The organism is Kribbella sp. NPDC023855, from assembly GCF_040639475.1.
Taxonomy (GTDB): domain Bacteria; phylum Actinomycetota; class Actinomycetes; order Propionibacteriales; family Kribbellaceae; genus Kribbella.
Map to the genome: position 1 here is coordinate 456,063 of NZ_JBFAAA010000005.1, position 17,341 is coordinate 473,403.

The following is a 17,341-nucleotide window of genomic DNA, read 5'->3' on the forward strand; positions in this document are numbered from 1 at the left end:
TTGCAGCAAGGTGCAGAGGCCTTGACATCGGAGCGGCGTGACCGACTGTGCGGCCGTGTCCGCGCTCTCACCGGAGTGGCGGAAAGCGCAATCACGCAGCGTGAGGTAGCAGAACTGTCTGCTGCAAATCTCCTTAACCAAGGTCTTGCATCCGGGGGCTGGGGTGGTCAAAATAACCGAGCGGGAAGGGCGATCACTCGTCGACTTTCGGGTCCGACCTGAACCAGCCGCCGTGGCGGCTCGTGACTCCCTTCCCGCACCAAACGTCCGCAGGAAGACGGCCGTGACCTCCCTCGATAGGGTTGAGGTCATGGCCCTTTTCGTGCTCCAGCTGAAGTTCACCGATCCCGAGCGCCGGATGGAAGTCCGCCCGGCTCACCGTGACTACCTCGCCGAGTTGTACGCCGCCGGCAAGTTGCACACCGCCGGACCGTTCACCGATCAGACCGGTGCGGTGCTGATCTACGACGTCGCCGACGAGGCCGAGGTGCGCGACATCATCGCCAAGGACCCGTACACCGCGGCCGACGTCTACGAGATCGTCACGCTGCAGGAGTGGCAGAAGCTGTTCCCGCCGGCCTGAGCCCGCGGACCGCAGTACCGGTCAGGCGTCGGTCGGTTCGAGTTCGAGGTGGTCGACGTAGGCCCACAGCCAGACGAGCGGTGCGAGCACCATCTCGGGCTCGCCCGTCTCGTCGTCGGCGACGAACAGCATCGAGGCCTCGCCGTTGGACAGATCCTCGATGACGGCGGGGCAGACCTCGACCGCGGCCTCGAACGGCAGCAGCTCCGGCCCGTTCTCCCAGCGCGGCGCGGGCAGCGGCAGCACCGGGGCCTCGTCGGTGCCGTCCATCTCGACCGACACCTTCTGCAGCATCTCGTACAGGTCGTAGGAGATCAGCCCGGCCAGCGGGCTCCCGTCGATGCCGACCAGGTAGGGATCGTCGGCGCCGGAGCGGAAGGCGTCCCGGACCTCGTGGAAGGCCGCCTGCAGGTCGGTCACCTCGATGTACGGCGCCTCGGCTTCCTCGAGCTCTTCTTCTTCCTCGGCCAGCTCGCCACTGCGCATCTGGTCGAACGAGTGCAGCAGGTCGCGCAGCTCGTCGTGCGCGCCACCACCCGGTGCCGCCTGGGCCCGCTTCTCCAGATCGCGCAGGTGCTCGACCAGGTCGTCCTCGAAATGCAGGTCGTACTTCGGCAGCCCCGGCTCGCGGCCGGCGTTGATCTGCGCGACCAGCTGGGTGGAGACGGGCCCGAGCCGCTCGGCCAGCACCTCCAGCGGCGTGGTCGGCTTCTCCTCCTCGTCGTGCGCGCAGGAGTCGTCCTCGATTTTGCCCGCGTTCTCCATCGCGAGCAGCACGGAGAAGGCGGGGAACGCGATCAGGGCCGCCGTCGCCAGCATGCCGTCGCCGATGAGCATCAGCGGGTTGCCGCCGGCCTCGGTACGGCGTACGTGGTCCGGCAACAGCTTGGCGGCCTGTTCGACGTTCACCTGGCTGGCCAGCGAGGACAGCCCGTGGTCGGTGTCGACGCCGAGCTGCTCGACCAGGGTCTCCGAGCTCATGTCGAAGTTGGAGCGCAGGTAGTAGCGCAACCAGCCTGCGTCCACCGGGTTGCCCAGCAGGTCGGCGATCCGGGCGCGGAAGTCGGCCAGGTCGGCGATCGCCAGCACCACCAGGACGGGCTGGTCGCCGTCGCCGATCACCAGCGGACGGGTGTCCCCGTTCTGGAAACCGTCGATGACCTGGTGCAGGCCTTCGGCGGCCGCCTCCAGCGGCCAGGACTCCGCCTCGAACTCGGTCACCCCTGAGATCGTGACGTCGTCGGGCATTGATGGTCCTCTCCGGGCGGTCGGGGGTGGGCTAACTCTAGGACGCGGGGGTTTCACCGAGGGTTGGCGGCCGGTGCGTCGTGACATTGGCTACGCTGGGATCGGCGGGTCGGTGAAGCGGTATCTCACATGTGAGATAAGGTCCGGCGCATGACTGACGACTACCTGAGCCGGATCGGCAATCTCATCCGGGACGCCCGCAAGCACCGCGGCTGGACGCAGACCCAGCTCGCCGACGTGCTGGGCACCAGTCAAAGTGCGGTGAACCGGATCGAAAAGGGCCATCAGAACCTCACTCTCGAGATGCTCGCCCGGATCGGCGAAGCACTCGACTCCGAAATTGTCTCTCTCGGCGGCGGCCCGGTCCACCTTCGAGTGGTGGGTGGACGCCAGCTGTCCGGATCCATCGATGTGAAGTCCAGCAAGAACGCCGGCGTCGCGCTGCTGTGCGCCAGTTTGCTGAACAAGGGCCGGACCACGCTGCGCAAGGTGGCCCGGATCGAAGAGGTCAACCGGCTGCTCGAAGTACTGAACTCGATCGGCGTGAAGACCACCTGGCTGAACGACGCCGGCGACCTGGAGATCGTGCCGCCGGCCCATCTCGACCTGGCCTCGATGGACGCCGAGGCGGCCCGCCGGACCCGCAGCATCATCATGTTCCTCGGCCCGCTGCTGCACCGCGAGGACACCTTCCAGCTCCCGTACGCCGGTGGCTGCGACCTCGGCACCCGGACGGTCGAGCCGCACATGTCGGCGCTGCGCCCGTTCGGCCTGGACATCAAGGCGACCGGCGGCGAGTACCACGCGATGGTGAACCGGGCCGTCACGCCGGCCAAGCCGATCGTGCTGACCGAGCGCGGCGACACGGTGACCGAAAACGCGATCATGGCCGCCGCCCGGTACGACGGCATCACGGTGATCCGCAACGCCTCGTCCAACTACATGGTGCAGGACCTCTGCTTCTACCTGGAGCTGCTCGGCGTCCGGATCGACGGGGTCGGCTCGACCACGCTGACCGTGCACGGCCGGGCCGAGATCGACGTGGACGTCGACTACGCGCCGTCCGAGGACCCGATCGAGGCGATGAGCCTGCTCACCGCGGCGATCGTGACGAGCTCGGAGATCACCATCCGGCGGGCGCCGATCGAGTTCCTCGAGATCGAGCTGGCGCTGCTGGAGGAGATGGGCCTCGACTACAGCCGCAGCGACGAGTACCTGGCCGAGAACGGCCGGACCCGGCTGGTCGACCTGACCACCCGGCCGTCCACGCTGCACGCGCCGATCGACAAGATCCACCCGATGCCGTTCCCGGGCCTGAACATCGACAACCTGCCGTTCTTCGCGGTGATCGCGGCGACGGCGACCGGGCAGACGCTGATCCACGACTGGGTCTACGAGAACCGCGCGATCTACCTGACCGACCTGAACAAGCTCGGCGGCCGGGTCAAGCTGCTCGACCCGCACCGGGTGATGGTCGAGGGCCCGACGCACTTCTCCGGCGCCGAGATCATGTGCCCGCCGGCCCTGCGCCCGGCGGTCGTCACGCTGATCGCGATGATGGCGGCCAAGGGCACCTCCGTACTGCGTTCGGTCTACGTCATCAACCGGGGTTACGAGGAGTTGGCGGCCCGGCTCAACTCACTGGGCGCCCAGATCGAGACGTTCCGCGACATCTGATCCCTTCGGGTGGCTCGGGAGATCCCGGTGCCGCCTGATCGGGGAGAACAGCAGCACGAGACCTGCCAGCGGTACGCCGGCCGTGGTGATCCACAGCGCAGTACGGAGTCCCAGTACTTCGCCCAGCGTGCCGCCGAGCAGGGCCCCGAGTGGGATCGTGCCGTAGTTGAGGAACGCCGAACTGGCTGCCAGGCGGCCGCGGAGGTCGGGTGGGCAGTAGGACTGCTGGAAGGTGGCTTTGATCGTGTTGCCGCCGACCACGCCGACGCCGATGCAGAACGCGCCGACCGTGTAGAGGGCGAGTCCTGGGCCGTCGGTGGTCAACGGGATCAGCAGCGCGAGCGTCGGGAGTGCGAGCTCGAAGAGCAGGGTTGCGCGCGCAGTACCGACTGCATCGGCTACCCGGCGGCCCAGGAAGGCGCCGACCACGCCGCCGCTGCTGGCGATGGCGATCAAGGCGCCGACCAGGGCGGGGGAGACGCCGAGCTCGCGGACCAGGAAGACGACGACGATCGACTGGTAGCCCATCAGGGCGATGTTGGAGACGCCGCCGAAGATCGTCAGCGTGCGGAGCCAGACGTCGCTGGTGACCAGCTTGAGGCCGGAGATGACCTCGGCGGCCAGTGCGGTTCCGGGTCGTTGCTGGCGAGGCTCGCGGTGGCGGATCGCTGTGATGCAGAGCAGGGCGACCAGGAAGGTCGCGGCGTCGACGAGGGTCGCGTCGACGGCGCCGGTGAGCTGGACGAGCAGGCCGCCACAGCCGACCCCGGCGATCTGCGCGGCCGAGGCACTGCCGTGGAGCTTGGCGTTGCCTTCGGCTTGGTCCTCTGGTTGGAGCAGGTTCGGGAGGTAGGCGGTGTAGGCGGTCTGGAAGAAGACTGCGGCTGCACCGGTCAGTACTGCGATGGCCAGCAGCAATTCGATCGTCAGCAGACCGGTGTGCGCGGCGAGTGGGATGCTCGCGAAGAGGATCAGCGAGCCGGCGGAGGCGAGTTGCATGATCGGCCGGCGACGCCAGCGGTCGACCCAGGCGCCGACCGGCAAACCGATCAGCAGCCAGGGGAGCCAGGCGGCGGCACTCAGCAGCCCGACCTGAAAAGTCGTTGCCTGCAGCACCGTAACCGCGATCAACGGAAGCGCCACACTCGAGACGGCCGTGCCAAACCGGCTGACTACCTCGCCGACCCACAGCGCCCGAAAGTCCCGATGCCGGATCAACAGGCTCCGCGCCGCACTCACTTCGGCTGCCGGGGGAACGACTGCAGTTGCACGATGACGGGCAGAGCTCTCTCGTCCGCGGTGTCGCCGATGGCTGCTGTGGTGTAGCGCTCGATGACTTCGCCTAGCTCTTCGTTCAGGGCTACCAGTTGCTCGGGGGTCAGCTTCAGGTCGCGCCAGTCGGACAGTGAGGCGGCGTGTTGCCATTCGCCGGACCAGTTCTCGGCGACGTACCGGCGTACCCGGTCGTAGTACCGCTCGACCAGATCCGCCAGATAGACCTTCAGTGCCCCGCTCGTCTCCGGGTCGTCGCGGAATTCGGCGGGGTCGAGCACCGTCCGGACCGAGGGCACCCGCCACCACCGCTCGCGCTTCGTGCCGCGCTCCTGCTCCTCCTCGATGTACCCGTGCTCGGCGAGCAGCCGCAGATGCCAGCTGATCGTGCCCGTGCTCTCGCCCAGCCGCGCCGACAATCCGGTCGACGTGAGTGGCCCATCGAGTTCGAGCGCTTCGAGGATCGCCATCCGCAGCGGGTGCGCCAGCCCGCGAAGGCTCCGCGCGTCGATCCTGCGCCGTGGTTTGTCCATGCCGGCCAACCTAACATGCAGAGGACCCTCTGCAAACACTCCTCTGTAAGTTTTTCTGTCGGTGCGGCCCACTAGCTTCGAAGCCATGAGGCCTCATGTGGTGGCTCAGCTGGCAGTCTCGATCGACGGCGCGACGACCGGGTTCGAGGCGGACCAAGCACGCTTCTACGCGATGGCAACGCTCTGGCAGGAGGACGTCACCCTGGTCGGCGCCGACACGATCCTGGCTCAGGAGAGCGCCGTCCGGACGGCCCCCAAACCCGGACCACGTCCCGGTGGACCGCTGCTCGCCGTCGTCGACGGCCGGCACCGCGTCCACAACCTCGACGCACTCCGCGAGCTCGGCTACTGGTCCGACGTCCTCGCCCTGTACTCCGACCAGACCCCGGCCCGCGCCCCCGACAGCACAACCAAGGAACTCGTCACCGGCTACGACCGCGTCGACCTGGCCGAGTCGCTGGAACTCCTAGGCCGGCAAGGCGCGAAGGTCGTCCGCGTGGACAGCGGCGGCACCCTGATCGGAACCCTCCTCGACCAAGAACTGATCGACGAGCTGGCCCTCCTGATTCACCCCATCATCGTCGGCCACGCCCCCTACTGGCACGACTTCTTCACCACCCCCCTCAACCTCTCCCTCGCCAACGCCGAATCCTTCCACCCCAACCTCACCTGGCTCCGCTACTGCGTGAGCTGATCAACCGGCGAGCGAGCCGAGGCCGGTCAACAGTTGCTCGGCCAGCTCACCGGGTGCGCCGGTGCGGATCTGATCGGCCAGACCGATCAGGGCCAGTACCAACGGGGCGAGGTACGCGACCCGCTGGCGGATCGTGTGGATCCGGTACAGATCGGTCAGCCGTCTCCAGCTCCCACCAGCGCGCTCGATAGTGGTCAGGTCATAGACGGCGCCGAGAGCGATCAAGAAGACGATCGTCTGGAAGGACAAGTAGAGCCACAGCCCTGGCGACGATGCTTGCGTCCACTGCGTGATCAGGTTCGCGAGACCCGCGGCCGCCATCCAGGCGATCCCGAGTGCTGCGCCTTTGGTGGCGCCGATCCGGCCGGGCAGCCGCCGGTAGAGCGCACCGAACGCGAAGGCCAACGCGATCCAACGCGCGAACTCGGCGAGTACGTCCATGGCGAGGTAGAAGAGCCCGTTGTAGGGCAACCTCCCCGGCAGCGTCCCCAGTACTCCGAACACGTAGTAGCCGACCGGCACCAGCGACAGCGCAGTACCGAGCCAGGCTGCTGTCCTGGCGTTCGGAAGCCAGCCGCTCCCTGGCCCTCTCCGGAACAGGTCCGCGGCCAGGTCGTCGGGGAAGGCTGCTCTATGGGCCGCGTTGCTCGTCTCCAGCTCGGTGAGGTTCGCAGTACCGGCGGTCAGCTGGGCTTCCAGTGCGAGAACGTGACCGCGCGACTTCTCCGCCTCGATCGCGCGGGCGAAGCGACCATGCGAGGGCAACTCGTCCTGGACGAGATCCTTGGGCGGGCCGGCGTGCACGAGCAGCGTCACCGTCATCCAGGTCAGGATCCAGAGTGGAAGGGTGAAGCCGGCCAGCCGTGAGGTCGAGGGCGGAGCCACGGTCGCGACCAGGAGGCCCAGTGTGACCGCTTGCGCTGAGGTGGTCAGCAGTTGTGCTGGTGATGCGGCGCTGAAGTGGGCAAAGCACGCACAGAGGATCAGGATCGAGGACGCCGACAGGATGACCCAACCGATGTTGTTGCCCGACGTCATGACGACCGCGTTCAGCAGGTAGCCCGCGTCGTCGTCGACGTTGCGGCCGATCGCATCACCGATGACTGCCGCAGCGCTGGCGATCAAGACGAACAGAGCCGCTCTCACGAGCAAGCCCCGCAGGGATCTTGTCCGGTTCCGGAACCACGGGGAAGTGTGGGCCAGCGCCCCGATCGACAACATCTCAGGGAGCGCCAGCAGCCTCGTCGCAATGGCCAGCAGACCGGCGATCACCGCGACCAGGAGGCCGAGGGTGGCGACAGATTCCAGGTCTCCGAACGCGCCGGCCGCGGCGATCCCGAGACCGGACACGGCTGCACTGATCAATGGTCCTCGCCACTTGGTGGCGCCGAAGATGGCTGCCGCGGCCCAGGTTCCCGCATCGAAGAAGGTCTCCCACCTCGTGACGGGGAAGACTTGGATCGTCAGGCCGGCCAGCAGGGCAGTCATGGCCAGAGCCAGCCGGATCCCGATCGAGGTCTTTCCCGCCCACCTCAGGATCCCGGCGGCCGCCACCAGCGCGAGCAGCGCCGACACAGCCTCGGTCACCGGCAGCCAGTCGATGCGGAAAGTGACGTTGCCGATGGATACGTCGCCCTGGTCGCCAGAGGTGAACCCCTGCGCTGTGGACCCCAACCTCCACGCCAACGGGATGTCGACAGAAACGGTGGTGGTGGCGTCGGCCAATCGCCACGTGTACGTCGTCGTGTGGGCGGCCGGGTCCGATCGCATCGAGCTCGGCTGTGGGTCGCTGCGAATGATCGACTTCTTGTCCCGAACCTGATCCGCGACCACGATCTCAACGGCCACTGGCCGCTCTGTCCCGTCGGTGCCAGGCGTCTTGGCGCTTTTCGCCTTGCAGGCAAGGCGTCCTGCTGTCGATCTGCATGGAGCGATGTCGAGATGCAGCGCCTTGTCCTGCCGGTAGGCGATCACCGCGGGCGAGATGAATCGAACGGAGAATGCCCCGTCGTCCAGGGTGGTCTCCTCGAGCGGTCGTTGAAGGCCGACCTCGGTCTGGCCGTAGGTCACGTGGACCTTCGACTTCGCGAGGTCCCGTTCGTAGCGCTCGACCGGGAGCTGCGGCGGCCCCAGGAATTCGTAGCCGCGCTTGCTGGGGTAGTCCTGAGTACGGCCGTTGGCGAAGATACACAGCGGCAGCTGATCCGGACTCCATGATTCGCCGGCCTCAGAGAGCTCGGCTTCGGCAGAGGCGCGGACCTGTGCCTGTTGGCCTGGCCCCTCGCTCACCGCGAGCTGCGTGGTCAGTTCGGTGACGGATCCATCTTGCGGGCATTCGGCGGCCGGCTGCCTCGGTCCGGAGATCTCGTCGTCGTCGGTGGTATGCCCGACCACGAAGCCGAGGAGTAGCCCTGCCACCACGGCACACGTGGCGACAATGCGCTTCTTCACGAGCGCACGACCTGCGCGTCGGCCAACCCGGCCATCTGTTCCCCCCGGTGTTCCCGTTCCCCTTACCTGCTGTATCGGTGTCAGCTTGGCGTTGTTACGCCGAGTAACGGCTTGGGAGGCGAAACTGTCGGTGGCGATCGCTAGTGTGAGGGGTGATGAGGAAGCAGCATGAGTGGTATGACGAGCATGATGCGGAGCGGTGGGTTCCTGAGCCGGTCAAGCGGCCCGGGCGGACTGCGTTCGCGCGGGATCGTGCGCGCGTGCTGCACAGTGCCGCGCTTCGACGGCTGGCTGCCAAGACGCAGGTGGCGACTGCCGGGAGCGACGACTTCGTCCGCAATCGGTTGACGCACAGTCTGGAGGTCGCGCAGATCGGCCGCGAGCTGGCCAGCACGCTCGGCTGCGATCCGGACATCGTCGACGCGGCCTGCCTTGCCCATGACCTGGGCCATCCGCCGTACGGGCACAACGGTGAGCGGGCGCTGGACCAGCTCGCGGAGAAGATCGGCGGGTTCGAGGGGAACGCGCAGACGCTGCGGCTGCTGACCAGGCTGGAGTCCAAGACCTTCGACTCGGCCGGGCGAAGCGTCGGGCTGAACCTGAGTCGCGCGACGCTCGACGCGGCGACGAAGTACCCGTGGCTGAAACGGCCGGGGGAGCGGAAGTTCGGCGTGTACGACGATGATGCCGCGGTCTTTGAGTGGTTGCGTCAGGGTGTCGAGGCGGGAGACCGGCGCTGTCTCGAGGCGCAGGTGATGGACTTCGCCGACGACGTCGCGTACTCCGTGCACGACGTGGAGGACGGGATCGTGGCGCATCACCTCGATCTCGAGCAGGTGAGCGCCGACCGGGCGCCGTACTGGGAGACGATCCGGCGCATCTACTTGCCGACGGCAACAGACAGCGAGCTGGACGAGAGCTGGGAGCGGCTGACCCGGCTGCCGTACTGGCCGAGTGCGCGCTTCGACGACAGTCGCCGGGCGCTGGGTGGGCTGAAGGACCTGACCAGTCAGCTCATCGGCCGGCTGGTCACGGCCGCGGAGCAGGCGACCCATGCGCGCTTCGGGCGGTCGCGACTGGTTCGGTACGAGGCGGAGCTGGTGGTGCCGGATGGTATCCGCGTCGAGATCGCCCTTTTGAAGGGCATCGGCATGTTCCATGTCCTGAACTCACCTGAACGCCAGGCCCGTCGCGCTGTTCAGCGCGAACTCCTGACGGAGCTGGTCGAGGCTCTGTGGGCTACGGCGCCCAGAAATCTGGACGCCGCTTTTGCCGCCGACTTTCAGGAGGCGGCCGATGATGACGCCCGGCTGCGGGTCATCATCGATCAGGTCGCGTCGCTGACGGATCCCTCGGCGTTGAGCTGGCACACGAGGCTCACCTCCTGAGGTTCCGGAGGTGGGATCTTCACGAAGCCGCTGGCGCGGGCCCGCAGCCGGTCAGGATGCTTCGGGTGCCTCGTCGGTGGCAGCGGCGGCTTCCGCCCGGGTGATCCGGTCGCGGACGTCCCGGAAATGCAGGCGCATCGCGTCGCGGGCCGCGTCGGCGTCGTGAGTCCGGAGCGCGTCGACGATGCGGCGGTGGTTGGTGATCAGGTCGCCGGTCCGGTCGGCCGGCTCGCCGAGCAGGTGCTCGACCTCGTGGTACGTGTCCCAGAACAGCCCGATCAGCTGCAGCACCAACTCGTTGCCGCAGTTCTCGTACAGCAGCGCGTGGAAGGCCCGGTCCGCGCCGGGATCGTGCGCCATCGCCGTCACCAGCGCGTCCAGCGCCGACAACATCGCTTCGCTCGTGCGCGCCCTCGCCACCTCGCCGATCAGCCCGGTCTCCAGCAACTCCCGGACCTCGACCAGATCGTGGATCGCGCGGATCCCGTGGCCGGCGCTCGATCGCACCCGAAAGGCCAGCGACGTGGTCAGCCCGGTCAGCGACGCCTGCCCTACGAAGGTCCCGTACCCGTGCCGGATGTCCACGATCCCCAACGCCTGCAGCGCCCGGATCGCCTCGCGCACGCTGTTACGGCTCGCGCCGAGGACCTCCATCAGCTGCGGCTCGGTCGGCATCGCCTCGCCGGGTGCCAGCCCGCGCTCGTGGATCAGCTCGATGATCCGCTCCTCCAGAGCCGCCCCCGCCCGCACCCGCATCCCGCCTCCAGTCACCCGCCAGTTCCGGCCTGGTCATCCTATGTCCCGCGCGACTCGTCCCCTGCCACGCGGACGCTGCCCTCGCGGTGCTTCAAGTATTAATGTCGGTGCATGACTGAGGCCGAACGCATTGTCATCATCGGAGCGAGCCTGGCCGGCGCCAGGGCCGCGGACTTCCTGCGCAGGGAGGGCTGGACCGGGCAGATCGTGCTGATCGGCGCCGAGCCGGAGCTGCCCTACGAGCGCCCGCCGCTGTCCAAGAGCGTCCTGACCGGCAAGGACGAGCCCGGTGTCGCCCAGCTGCACGACCAGGCTTGGTACGACGAGCGGAACATCGAGCTGCGTCTGGGCACCGAGGCCACCGCGATCGACACCGCCGGGCGCAAGGTCACGGTGGCCGACGGCACCGAGGTCGAGTACGACAAGCTGCTCATCGCCACCGGCAGCCGGGTGCGCAAGCTCGACGTACCGGGTGCTGATCTTGCCGGGGTGCACTACCTCCGTACTGCGGCGGAGTCGAAGGCTCTGACTGACGCGTACGCTGCCAAGCCCCGAGTGGTCGTGGTCGGCGCCGGGTGGATCGGTCTCGAGTCAGCCTCGGCCGCGCGCCAGCGTGGCTGCGAGGTCACCATCGTCGAGCCGCAGTCGACCGCGCTCGCCTCCGTCCTGGGTGAGCAGATCGGCAACCTGTACGCCGAGCTGCACCGCAGCCACGGCGTTGACCTGCGGTTCAACACCGGCGTCGAGGCTCTGGAGGGCGACGACAAGGTCACCGGTGTCCGGCTCACCGGCGGCGAGGTGCTGCCTGCGGACCTGGTGGTCGTGGGCGTCGGCGTACAGCCCAACACCGAGCTCGCCGAGGCAGCCGGGATCGAGGTGGCCGGTCGCGACCAGGGTTCGGGCATCCTCACCGGCCCGGACCTGCAGACCTCCGTACCGGGCGTGTACGCCGCCGGCGACGTGGTGCGCTGGGACCACCCGGTGCTCGGCCACTCGATCCGCGTCGAGCACTGGCAGAACGCGATGGACAGCGGCAAGGCCGCCGCCAAGGCGATGCTCGGCCAGGACGTGGCGCAGGACGCTCTGCCGTACTTCTTCAGCGACCAGTACGACCTCACCATGGAGTACGTGGGCGACGTCCCGCGCGGTACGTCGTACCAGATCGTTCTGCGGGGCGATCCGGCCTCCGGTGCGTACATGGCGTTCTGGCTGGCCGAGGACAACCACGTGCTCGCCGGCATGCAGGTGAACAGCGGCTGGGACGTCATCGACCCGGTCAAGCAGCTGATCCGCTCGAAGAAGCCGGTCGACCCGGAACGTCTCGCGGACACAGCGGTCGAGCTCTCGGAAATCTAGCCGTAGACTCACCGCGTGGCCGGCAGGATCAAGGAAGAGGACATCGCGCTCGTGCGCGAGCGTGCTCGGATCGACGAAGTGGTCGGCTCGTACGTGACGCTGAAGAACGCCGGCGGCGGCTCGCTCAAGGGACTGTGCCCGTTCCATGACGAGAAGTCGCCGTCGTTCAACGTCACCCCGGCGCGCGGCTTCTTCTACTGCTTCGGCTGCCAAGAGGGCGGCGACGTCATCGACTTCATCCAGAAGATCGATCAGATCAGCTTCCACGAAGCCGTCGAGACACTCGCCGCCAAGGTCGGCATCCAGCTTCGGTACGACGAGTCCGGCGCGCCGATCCAGCGTTCCCAGAGCAACCAGCGACCGCGGCTCGTCGAGGCCCACAAGGTCGCGGCGGAGTTCTACGCCGAGCAGCTCTTCGGAGCGCCGGAGGCGATGCTCGGGCGGCAGTTCCTCGACAAGCGCGGCTTCGATCGCGACGCGGCGGCACACTTCGGCGTCGGCTTCGCTCCGCGCGGTGGCGAGGCGCTGGTGGCGCATCTGCGCGGTCGCGGCTTCACCAACACCGAACTGCTCGCTGCCGGACTGTGCTCCGACGGCCAGCGTGGACTGTACGACCGCTTCCGTGGCCGGCTGATGTGGCCGATCCGCGATGCCGGCGGTGATGTGATCGGTTTTGGCGCGCGACGGCTCTTCGACGACGACAAGATCGAGGCGAAGTACCTCAACACCGGCGAGACCGCGATCTACAAGAAGTCGAAGGTCCTGTACGGCGTGGATCTGGCTCGGCGCGAGATCGCCAAGGGCAAGCAGGCTGTCGTCGTCGAGGGGTATACCGACGTGATGGCCTGCCATCTGGCCGGAGTACAGACTGCTGTCGCTACTTGTGGCACGTCGTTCGGTGACGACCATGCGCGGGTGTTGCGGCAACTGCTGCTGGATCACGATCAGTTCCGCGGTGAGGTGATCTTCACCTTCGACGGTGACAGTGCTGGTCAGCGGGCTGCGTTGAAGGCTTTCGAGGGCGACCAGGCCTTTGCGTCGCAGACGTATGTGGCGGTGGAGCCGGACGGGCTCGACCCGTGCGATCTGCGGTTGCAGAAGGGCGATGCGGCGGTGCGCGAACTGATCGGGCGGCGGGTTCCGCTGTACCGGTTCGTGCTGTCCAACGTGTTGTCGAAGTACGACCTCGACCGGGCGGACACCCGGATCGACGCGCTGCGCGACGCGGCCCGGCTGGTGGTGAGCATCCGGGACCGGTCGAAGGTGGACGCGTTCACGCGCGAGCTCGCCGGGCATCTGGGGATGGAGGTGGACCAGGTGCGGACCGAAGTACATCGGGCCGCTTCTCGTCCTGCTCAGGCACCTGCGGCTCCTGATCGTGGTCCGGTGCAGACGACGAGCGAGGCTCCTGCTCCGCCGCCCCGGGTCGACCTGCCATCGCCGCGGGATCAGCGGTTCGTGATCGAGTGGGACGTGCTGAAGATCGCGATGCAGTATCCGCACCTGATGGGTGTGGCGTTCGACGAGCTGGACGATCAGGACTTCACGCATCCGTGGCTCGCGGCCGTGCGCGGCGCGATGGAGAAGACGGGCGGACCGGCGAATGCCGCGCCGGGCGAGGCGTGGGTGGTCGCCGTACGCGAGGCGATGGGGATCGACCCGGCCGCGGCCGTGGTGAGCGCACTGGCCGTCGATCCGGTGCGGCTGGATCGCGAGCCCGACGAGATCTACGCGCGAGCGCACCTGGCCCGGCTCCAGGAACTCACCTGCCTGCGCCGGATCGCCGACCTGAAATCGAAGCTGCAGCGGACCAACCCGATCGACCGGGCCGACGACTACAACCGGATGTTCGGCGAACTGATCGCGCTGGAACGCTACCGGGCCGAACTGCGCGAACAGGCGATCAGCGGCGCAATCTGAGGCTGTTTGTCCACAGCCCTCGCATTACCGGCCGGTCACCAACCGTGATCGCGGCATCATCCCTAGTAACGAAGGGAGACTGCCATGCCAGACCTGGACTGCGACCCGGCCGACGTCCACGCCCTGATCGCCTACCTCCGCGACATCGGCCGCCACGAACTCCTCACCACCGAGGAGGTAACCACCCAAGCCACCTGGATAGAAGCCGGCCTCCTAGCCGCCGACCGCCTAACCACCCTCACATCCCCACCGGCCCCAGCGCCCGCCACCCCGGGCGGTAGAGCGTCGAGCCTGTCTAGCCCTCAACCCGTTGACCCAACCCCACAACCACCACCCCCTCCACCGACCACAGCCCTTCCACCCGCCGACGACGAGCTGGCAGAGCTCATCGCCGACCTGGAAGCCATCGTCGTGCTGGGGGAGCAGGCCCGCCGCCGGATGATCGAAGGCAACCTCCGCCTGGTCGTCTCCCTCGCCAAGCGCCACACCGGCAAGGGGATTTCGCTCCTCGACCTCATCCAAGAGGGCAACCTCGGCTTGATGCGAGCCGTCGAGCGCTTCGACCACCAGCTCGGCCACCGCTTCTCGACGTACGCGATCTGGTGGATCCGCCAGGCGATCGGCCGCGCCATCTCCGACCGCTCCCGCCTCGTCCGGATGCCCGCCCAGGCCTACACCGACGCCGGCCGGGTAGCCGCCGTACAACGCGACCTCACCCAACGCCTAGGCCGCGAGCCAACCACCGCCGAGGTCGCCGCAGCCGCCTGCCTCACCGTCGCCCGAGTCGAGCGCGCCCGCGCCTGGAAGATCCGCCCAGAGGCCCTCGACCTGGAGGAGACCGACCAATACATCGACGACGACGAGATCGTCCTGCGCGCCGCTCTCCGACGAGACCTCCACTACCAATTGGAGTTCCTCGAGGACCTACAGCGAGCCGTGCTCAAACTCCGCTTCGGCCTGATCGGCCCCGCCGCCGCCTCGGTCGACGAGGCAGCCGCCGTACTCGGCCTAGATCCAGACCAGGTGCGCACCCTCGAGGACGAGGCTCTCCGCGAGCTCCGGCGCCGCTGCGCGATCAAATTGCGGGACTATGCGGCCTGACGGTTGGAGCGGGCTGAGATCATGGCCGTGTGCTGAAACTTCGCCGTACGTCGTGGCCGCGCGAACTCACCGAAGCGGTCGCCATCGCCTCCCGCCACTCCCCGGGCGGCAAGGAGCAGATCCTGGCCGCGGTCCAGCTGCTCGACGGCAACTGGGTGGCGGGCAGCCGTGCGGCGCTCTACCTCCCGACGGCAACCGAGGGTGCGGTCCGCCGGGTCGGCTGGGAGAAGATCGAACGAGCCGGCTGGGACTCCGAGGAGTCGATCCTGCGCGTCTACGAGACCACAGCCTTCGGTACGCCGCTGCGCGCCACCGAACTCAAGGTCGACGACCCGGGCCGCTTCGGCCAGCTACTGCGCGAACGCATCGACGCCAGCGTCCTCGTCCAGCGTCACGTCCCCCTGTCCGGCAAGAAGGGCGTCCGCGTCGTCGGCCGCCGCAACCCGTCCGACCCAGACGCCCCGGTGAGCTGGAACTTCGTTCTGGACAAGGGATTGGAGCCCACCGAACCCGGCCTCGTCGACCGCGCCGAAGCCGCCCTGGCAGCGGTCCGCGACGAGTTCGGCATCTGACCTGGAAGCGATCCCAAATCCCGTTTTTGCAGTTGGTCCGGGGCCTGCTAACCTACTCAGGTCCTCGGGGATCGGGGACAGAGAAGTACTTCGATCCCGCGTAGCTCAATTGGCAGAGCAGCCGGCTGTTAACCGGCAGGTTACTGGTTCGAGTCCAGTCGCGGGAGCAACAACAGAAGGCCGATTCCACCCGGAACCGGCCTTCTCGCCTTTTCAGCCCCCAGCAGCGTGCGGCCGATCACACCACTCACCGCACTTGCCATCTGAGCGCTAGCCACCCCCGCCTCCAGCCCGCGCTCGCCTCTCAGCGCGCGCAGCACCTTCAACGCGCAGCGACCCTCAGTGGAGCTGCAACCTTCAGGGCAGCCACCTTCAGCGGGGGTGCAACCCCTTCAACCGCGGCAGCCACGTCAGCGGGAGGCGGCCACCTTCAGCGTGCGGACAGACCTTCTGCACGCGCAGCCAATCTCACCGCCGCTTGTCCTCTTTCCGCTTGTCAATCGCCCGCTGAATCCGGTGCTGCGGTTGCCCGGTCAGCTTCGCGATCAACGGCACCCGGAACTTGTAAGCCGCCAAGGCACCCACGATCAGCACCAGAAAAATGAACCAGCCCATAGAACTTCCCTTCATCGGACCTGGCCCCCATCATCCCCCATCCCGGATGCAAACCCCCTCAGTCATCCCCCTGACCCACCCCTGGTTCCACCCACCTGCCAGCGCTCCAACAACAGCCCAGCCCACCCGATGAACCCCACGTTTCTTCCCCACCCACGGCAATCCCCAGAGCGCCCCCACCCCACAACCCGATACCATCTCGGAGCACACCGGCACACCCAGCCGGCGCGCTCGGGGCGGTAGCTCAGCCGGTTAGAGCAAGGGACTCATAATCCCTGGGTCGTGGGTTCGAGTCCCACCCGCCCCACCAGCACCTTCGTGCGACGCCCACGCGGCCTCCGCCCGTCGCTCCTACGTCGCTCCCAGCTCCGCCCGCTCCCACCCACCCTTTCTCAACTACCGCTCCTCCGTCGCGCGGGTGCCCACGCTCACGCCGCCTTCTACCGACCGCAGCCAAGCCACTGAAGCGGCAGCGGGGGAGTATCGAGCAGCTTCCGTCGGGATCGCTCCGTGTCCGCGTGTACGCCGGCCTGGACCCGGTCACGAAGCGGCGCATCGATCTGGAGGAGATCATCCCGCCCTGCCCGAAGCAGGCTCGGGAGGCTGAGCGGGCGCGGACTCGCCTGCTCAATGAGGTCGACGAGAGGCGCAACCCGAAGACGCGGCGACTGTCTCGCAGCTCGTTGAGCGGTACTTCGAAGTGATCGATGTGGATGTGCAGACGATGCGGGGCTACCGGTCAAAGGACGAGAACCACATCGCGCCGCTCCTCGGGACGCTGCCGCTCGCCAAGCTTGACGTCTAAACCGTCGACTCCTTCGGCGGGGTCCTGCGGACCTGCCGAATCCACTGCCGCGGACAGAGGAAGCTCATCGATCAACGGACCACGAAAGCCGGTCACCGCTGGACGAGCACAAGCGCGAGCCGTGCTCTCCTCCGAATCCTGGCGGGTGTCGCCATTGCCAGCGCGCGTGCAAACTGCACGTTGTAGAGGACTTGGGAACTCTACGATCCGAGAGATCTACTCGATCCTGAGCGGAGCCATTGACAGAGGAACCACCTGGAAGTGGATCTCCGTCAACCCGCTCGATAGTGCGGACCGGCCTTCGCCTCCTCACCCGGACCCCCGGCCGCCGACTGCGGCTGAGGCGGCCGAGCTGATCAACTATGCCTAC

15 protein-coding genes and 2 tRNA genes are annotated in these 17,341 nt (G+C 67.5%); 11 read left to right on the forward strand and 6 right to left on the reverse strand.

All coding sequences use genetic code 11. The features are described 5' to 3' along the window. Window positions 1-310: 310 nt before the first annotated feature. The gene (locus tag AB0F51_RS21145) at window positions 311-583 is read left to right on the forward strand and encodes a muconolactone Delta-isomerase family protein (protein WP_360282350.1); all 273 of its coding nucleotides are present in this window, start codon (window positions 311-313) and stop codon (window positions 581-583) included. Between the two features lie 21 nt (window positions 584-604). Here the strand turns inward: AB0F51_RS21145 and AB0F51_RS21150 are convergent, their stop codons facing one another. After that, window positions 605-1,831 carry a hypothetical protein gene (locus AB0F51_RS21150; RefSeq protein ID WP_360282352.1) on the reverse strand — a complete coding sequence of 409 codons (1,227 nt, stop codon included), beginning with the start codon at window positions 1,829-1,831 and terminating at the stop codon, window positions 605-607. 150 nt (window positions 1,832-1,981) lie between these two features. Here AB0F51_RS21150 and AB0F51_RS21155 point away from each other — a divergent pair, with 150 nt between their 5' ends. After that, window positions 1,982-3,508: a UDP-N-acetylglucosamine 1-carboxyvinyltransferase gene (locus AB0F51_RS21155; protein WP_360282354.1), complete on the forward strand. Its 1,527-nt coding sequence runs from the start codon at window positions 1,982-1,984 to the stop codon at window positions 3,506-3,508. Here the strand turns inward: AB0F51_RS21155 and AB0F51_RS21160 are convergent. Both AB0F51_RS21160 and AB0F51_RS21165 read right to left on the reverse strand, forming a co-directional pair. Beyond that, the gene (locus tag AB0F51_RS21160) at window positions 3,470-4,747 is read right to left on the reverse strand and encodes an MFS transporter (RefSeq protein ID WP_360282356.1); all 1,278 of its coding nucleotides are present in this window, start codon (window positions 4,745-4,747) and stop codon (window positions 3,470-3,472) included. The two genes, AB0F51_RS21155 and AB0F51_RS21160, sit on opposite strands and share 39 nt — an antisense overlap. Then, a complete protein-coding gene (locus tag AB0F51_RS21165) occupies window positions 4,744-5,313 on the reverse strand; it encodes a winged helix-turn-helix domain-containing protein (RefSeq protein WP_360282358.1) in 570 nt (189 codons plus the stop codon). The genes AB0F51_RS21160 and AB0F51_RS21165 overlap by 4 nt, the downstream gene beginning before the upstream one ends. Window positions 5,314-5,398: 85 nt before the next feature. Between AB0F51_RS21165 and AB0F51_RS21170 the strand changes: the two genes are divergently transcribed. Continuing rightward, entirely contained in the window at window positions 5,399-6,007 is a 609-nt protein-coding gene (locus AB0F51_RS21170) for a dihydrofolate reductase family protein (protein WP_360282360.1), read from the forward strand. Here the strand turns inward: AB0F51_RS21170 and AB0F51_RS21175 are convergent, their stop codons facing one another. Then, entirely contained in the window at window positions 6,008-8,458 is a 2,451-nt protein-coding gene (locus tag AB0F51_RS21175) for a DUF6185 family protein (protein WP_360282362.1), read from the reverse strand. A gap of 155 nt (window positions 8,459-8,613) precedes the next feature. Here AB0F51_RS21175 and AB0F51_RS21180 point away from each other — a divergent pair, with 155 nt between their 5' ends. Further along, window positions 8,614-9,846 carry a deoxyguanosinetriphosphate triphosphohydrolase gene (locus AB0F51_RS21180; RefSeq protein ID WP_360282364.1) on the forward strand — a complete coding sequence of 411 codons (1,233 nt, stop codon included), beginning with the start codon at window positions 8,614-8,616 and terminating at the stop codon, window positions 9,844-9,846. 51 nt (window positions 9,847-9,897) lie between these two features. On the opposite strand, the gene AB0F51_RS21185 is transcribed toward AB0F51_RS21180, so the two are convergent. Continuing rightward, complete coding sequence (locus AB0F51_RS21185) at window positions 9,898-10,602, reverse strand: FadR/GntR family transcriptional regulator (RefSeq protein ID WP_360282366.1); 705 nt, start codon at window positions 10,600-10,602, stop codon at window positions 9,898-9,900. A 111-nt stretch (window positions 10,603-10,713) separates the two neighbouring features. Here AB0F51_RS21185 and AB0F51_RS21190 point away from each other — a divergent pair, with 111 nt between their 5' ends. The 5 genes from AB0F51_RS21190 to AB0F51_RS21210 all read left to right on the forward strand — a co-directional run bounded on the left by AB0F51_RS21190 (window position 10,714) and on the right by AB0F51_RS21210 (window position 15,718). After that, window positions 10,714-11,958, forward strand: a complete 1,245-nt coding sequence (locus AB0F51_RS21190) for an FAD-dependent oxidoreductase (protein WP_360282368.1) — start codon at window positions 10,714-10,716, stop codon at window positions 11,956-11,958. 15 nt (window positions 11,959-11,973) lie between these two features. Then, window positions 11,974-13,878: a DNA primase gene (gene dnaG, locus AB0F51_RS21195; protein WP_360282370.1), complete on the forward strand. Its 1,905-nt coding sequence runs from the start codon at window positions 11,974-11,976 to the stop codon at window positions 13,876-13,878. A gap of 84 nt (window positions 13,879-13,962) precedes the next feature. Beyond that, on the forward strand, window positions 13,963-14,979 hold the full coding sequence (locus AB0F51_RS21200) for a sigma-70 family RNA polymerase sigma factor (RefSeq protein WP_360282372.1): 1,017 nt from the start codon (window positions 13,963-13,965) through the stop codon (window positions 14,977-14,979). Window positions 14,980-15,008: 29 nt separating this feature from the next. Further along, window positions 15,009-15,551: a hypothetical protein gene (locus AB0F51_RS21205; RefSeq protein WP_360282374.1), complete on the forward strand. Its 543-nt coding sequence runs from the start codon at window positions 15,009-15,011 to the stop codon at window positions 15,549-15,551. Between the two features lie 94 nt (window positions 15,552-15,645). Continuing rightward, window positions 15,646-15,718 (forward strand) — tRNA-Asn (locus AB0F51_RS21210). Window positions 15,719-16,019: 301 nt separating this feature from the next. Here AB0F51_RS21210 and AB0F51_RS21215 read toward each other — a convergent pair. Then, a complete protein-coding gene (locus AB0F51_RS21215; RefSeq protein WP_360282376.1) occupies window positions 16,020-16,166 on the reverse strand; it encodes a hypothetical protein in 147 nt (48 codons plus the stop codon). Between the two features lie 233 nt (window positions 16,167-16,399). Here AB0F51_RS21215 and AB0F51_RS21220 point away from each other — a divergent pair. Both AB0F51_RS21220 and AB0F51_RS21225 read left to right on the forward strand, forming a co-directional pair. Then, window positions 16,400-16,476: transfer RNA gene (locus tag AB0F51_RS21220), tRNA-Ile, on the forward strand. Window positions 16,477-16,684: 208 nt separating this feature from the next. Beyond that, the gene (locus AB0F51_RS21225) at window positions 16,685-16,870 is read left to right on the forward strand and encodes a hypothetical protein (RefSeq protein ID WP_360282378.1); all 186 of its coding nucleotides are present in this window, start codon (window positions 16,685-16,687) and stop codon (window positions 16,868-16,870) included. The last annotated feature ends 471 nt before the right edge of the window (window positions 16,871-17,341 follow it).

What these genes read in the sequence shown, in the direction of transcription:
- AB0F51_RS21145 (WP_360282350.1), top strand. Translation starts at nt 311, where the DNA reads ATGGCCCTTTTCGTGCTCCAGCTGAAGTTCACCGATCCCGAGCGCCGG.
- AB0F51_RS21150 (WP_360282352.1), bottom strand. Translation starts at nt 1,831, where the DNA reads ATGCCCGACGACGTCACGATCTCAGGGGTGACCGAGTTCGAGGCGGAG.
- AB0F51_RS21155 (WP_360282354.1), top strand. Translation starts at nt 1,982, where the DNA reads ATGACTGACGACTACCTGAGCCGGATCGGCAATCTCATCCGGGACGCC.
- AB0F51_RS21165 (WP_360282358.1), bottom strand. Translation starts at nt 5,313, where the DNA reads ATGGACAAACCACGGCGCAGGATCGACGCGCGGAGCCTTCGCGGGCTG.
- AB0F51_RS21170 (WP_360282360.1), top strand. Translation starts at nt 5,399, where the DNA reads ATGAGGCCTCATGTGGTGGCTCAGCTGGCAGTCTCGATCGACGGCGCG.
- AB0F51_RS21180 (WP_360282364.1), top strand. Translation starts at nt 8,614, where the DNA reads ATGAGGAAGCAGCATGAGTGGTATGACGAGCATGATGCGGAGCGGTGG.
- AB0F51_RS21185 (WP_360282366.1), bottom strand. Translation starts at nt 10,602, where the DNA reads ATGCGGGTGCGGGCGGGGGCGGCTCTGGAGGAGCGGATCATCGAGCTG.
- AB0F51_RS21190 (WP_360282368.1), top strand. Translation starts at nt 10,714, where the DNA reads ATGACTGAGGCCGAACGCATTGTCATCATCGGAGCGAGCCTGGCCGGC.
- AB0F51_RS21200 (WP_360282372.1), top strand. Translation starts at nt 13,963, where the DNA reads ATGCCAGACCTGGACTGCGACCCGGCCGACGTCCACGCCCTGATCGCC.
- AB0F51_RS21215 (WP_360282376.1), bottom strand. Translation starts at nt 16,166, where the DNA reads ATGGGCTGGTTCATTTTTCTGGTGCTGATCGTGGGTGCCTTGGCGGCT.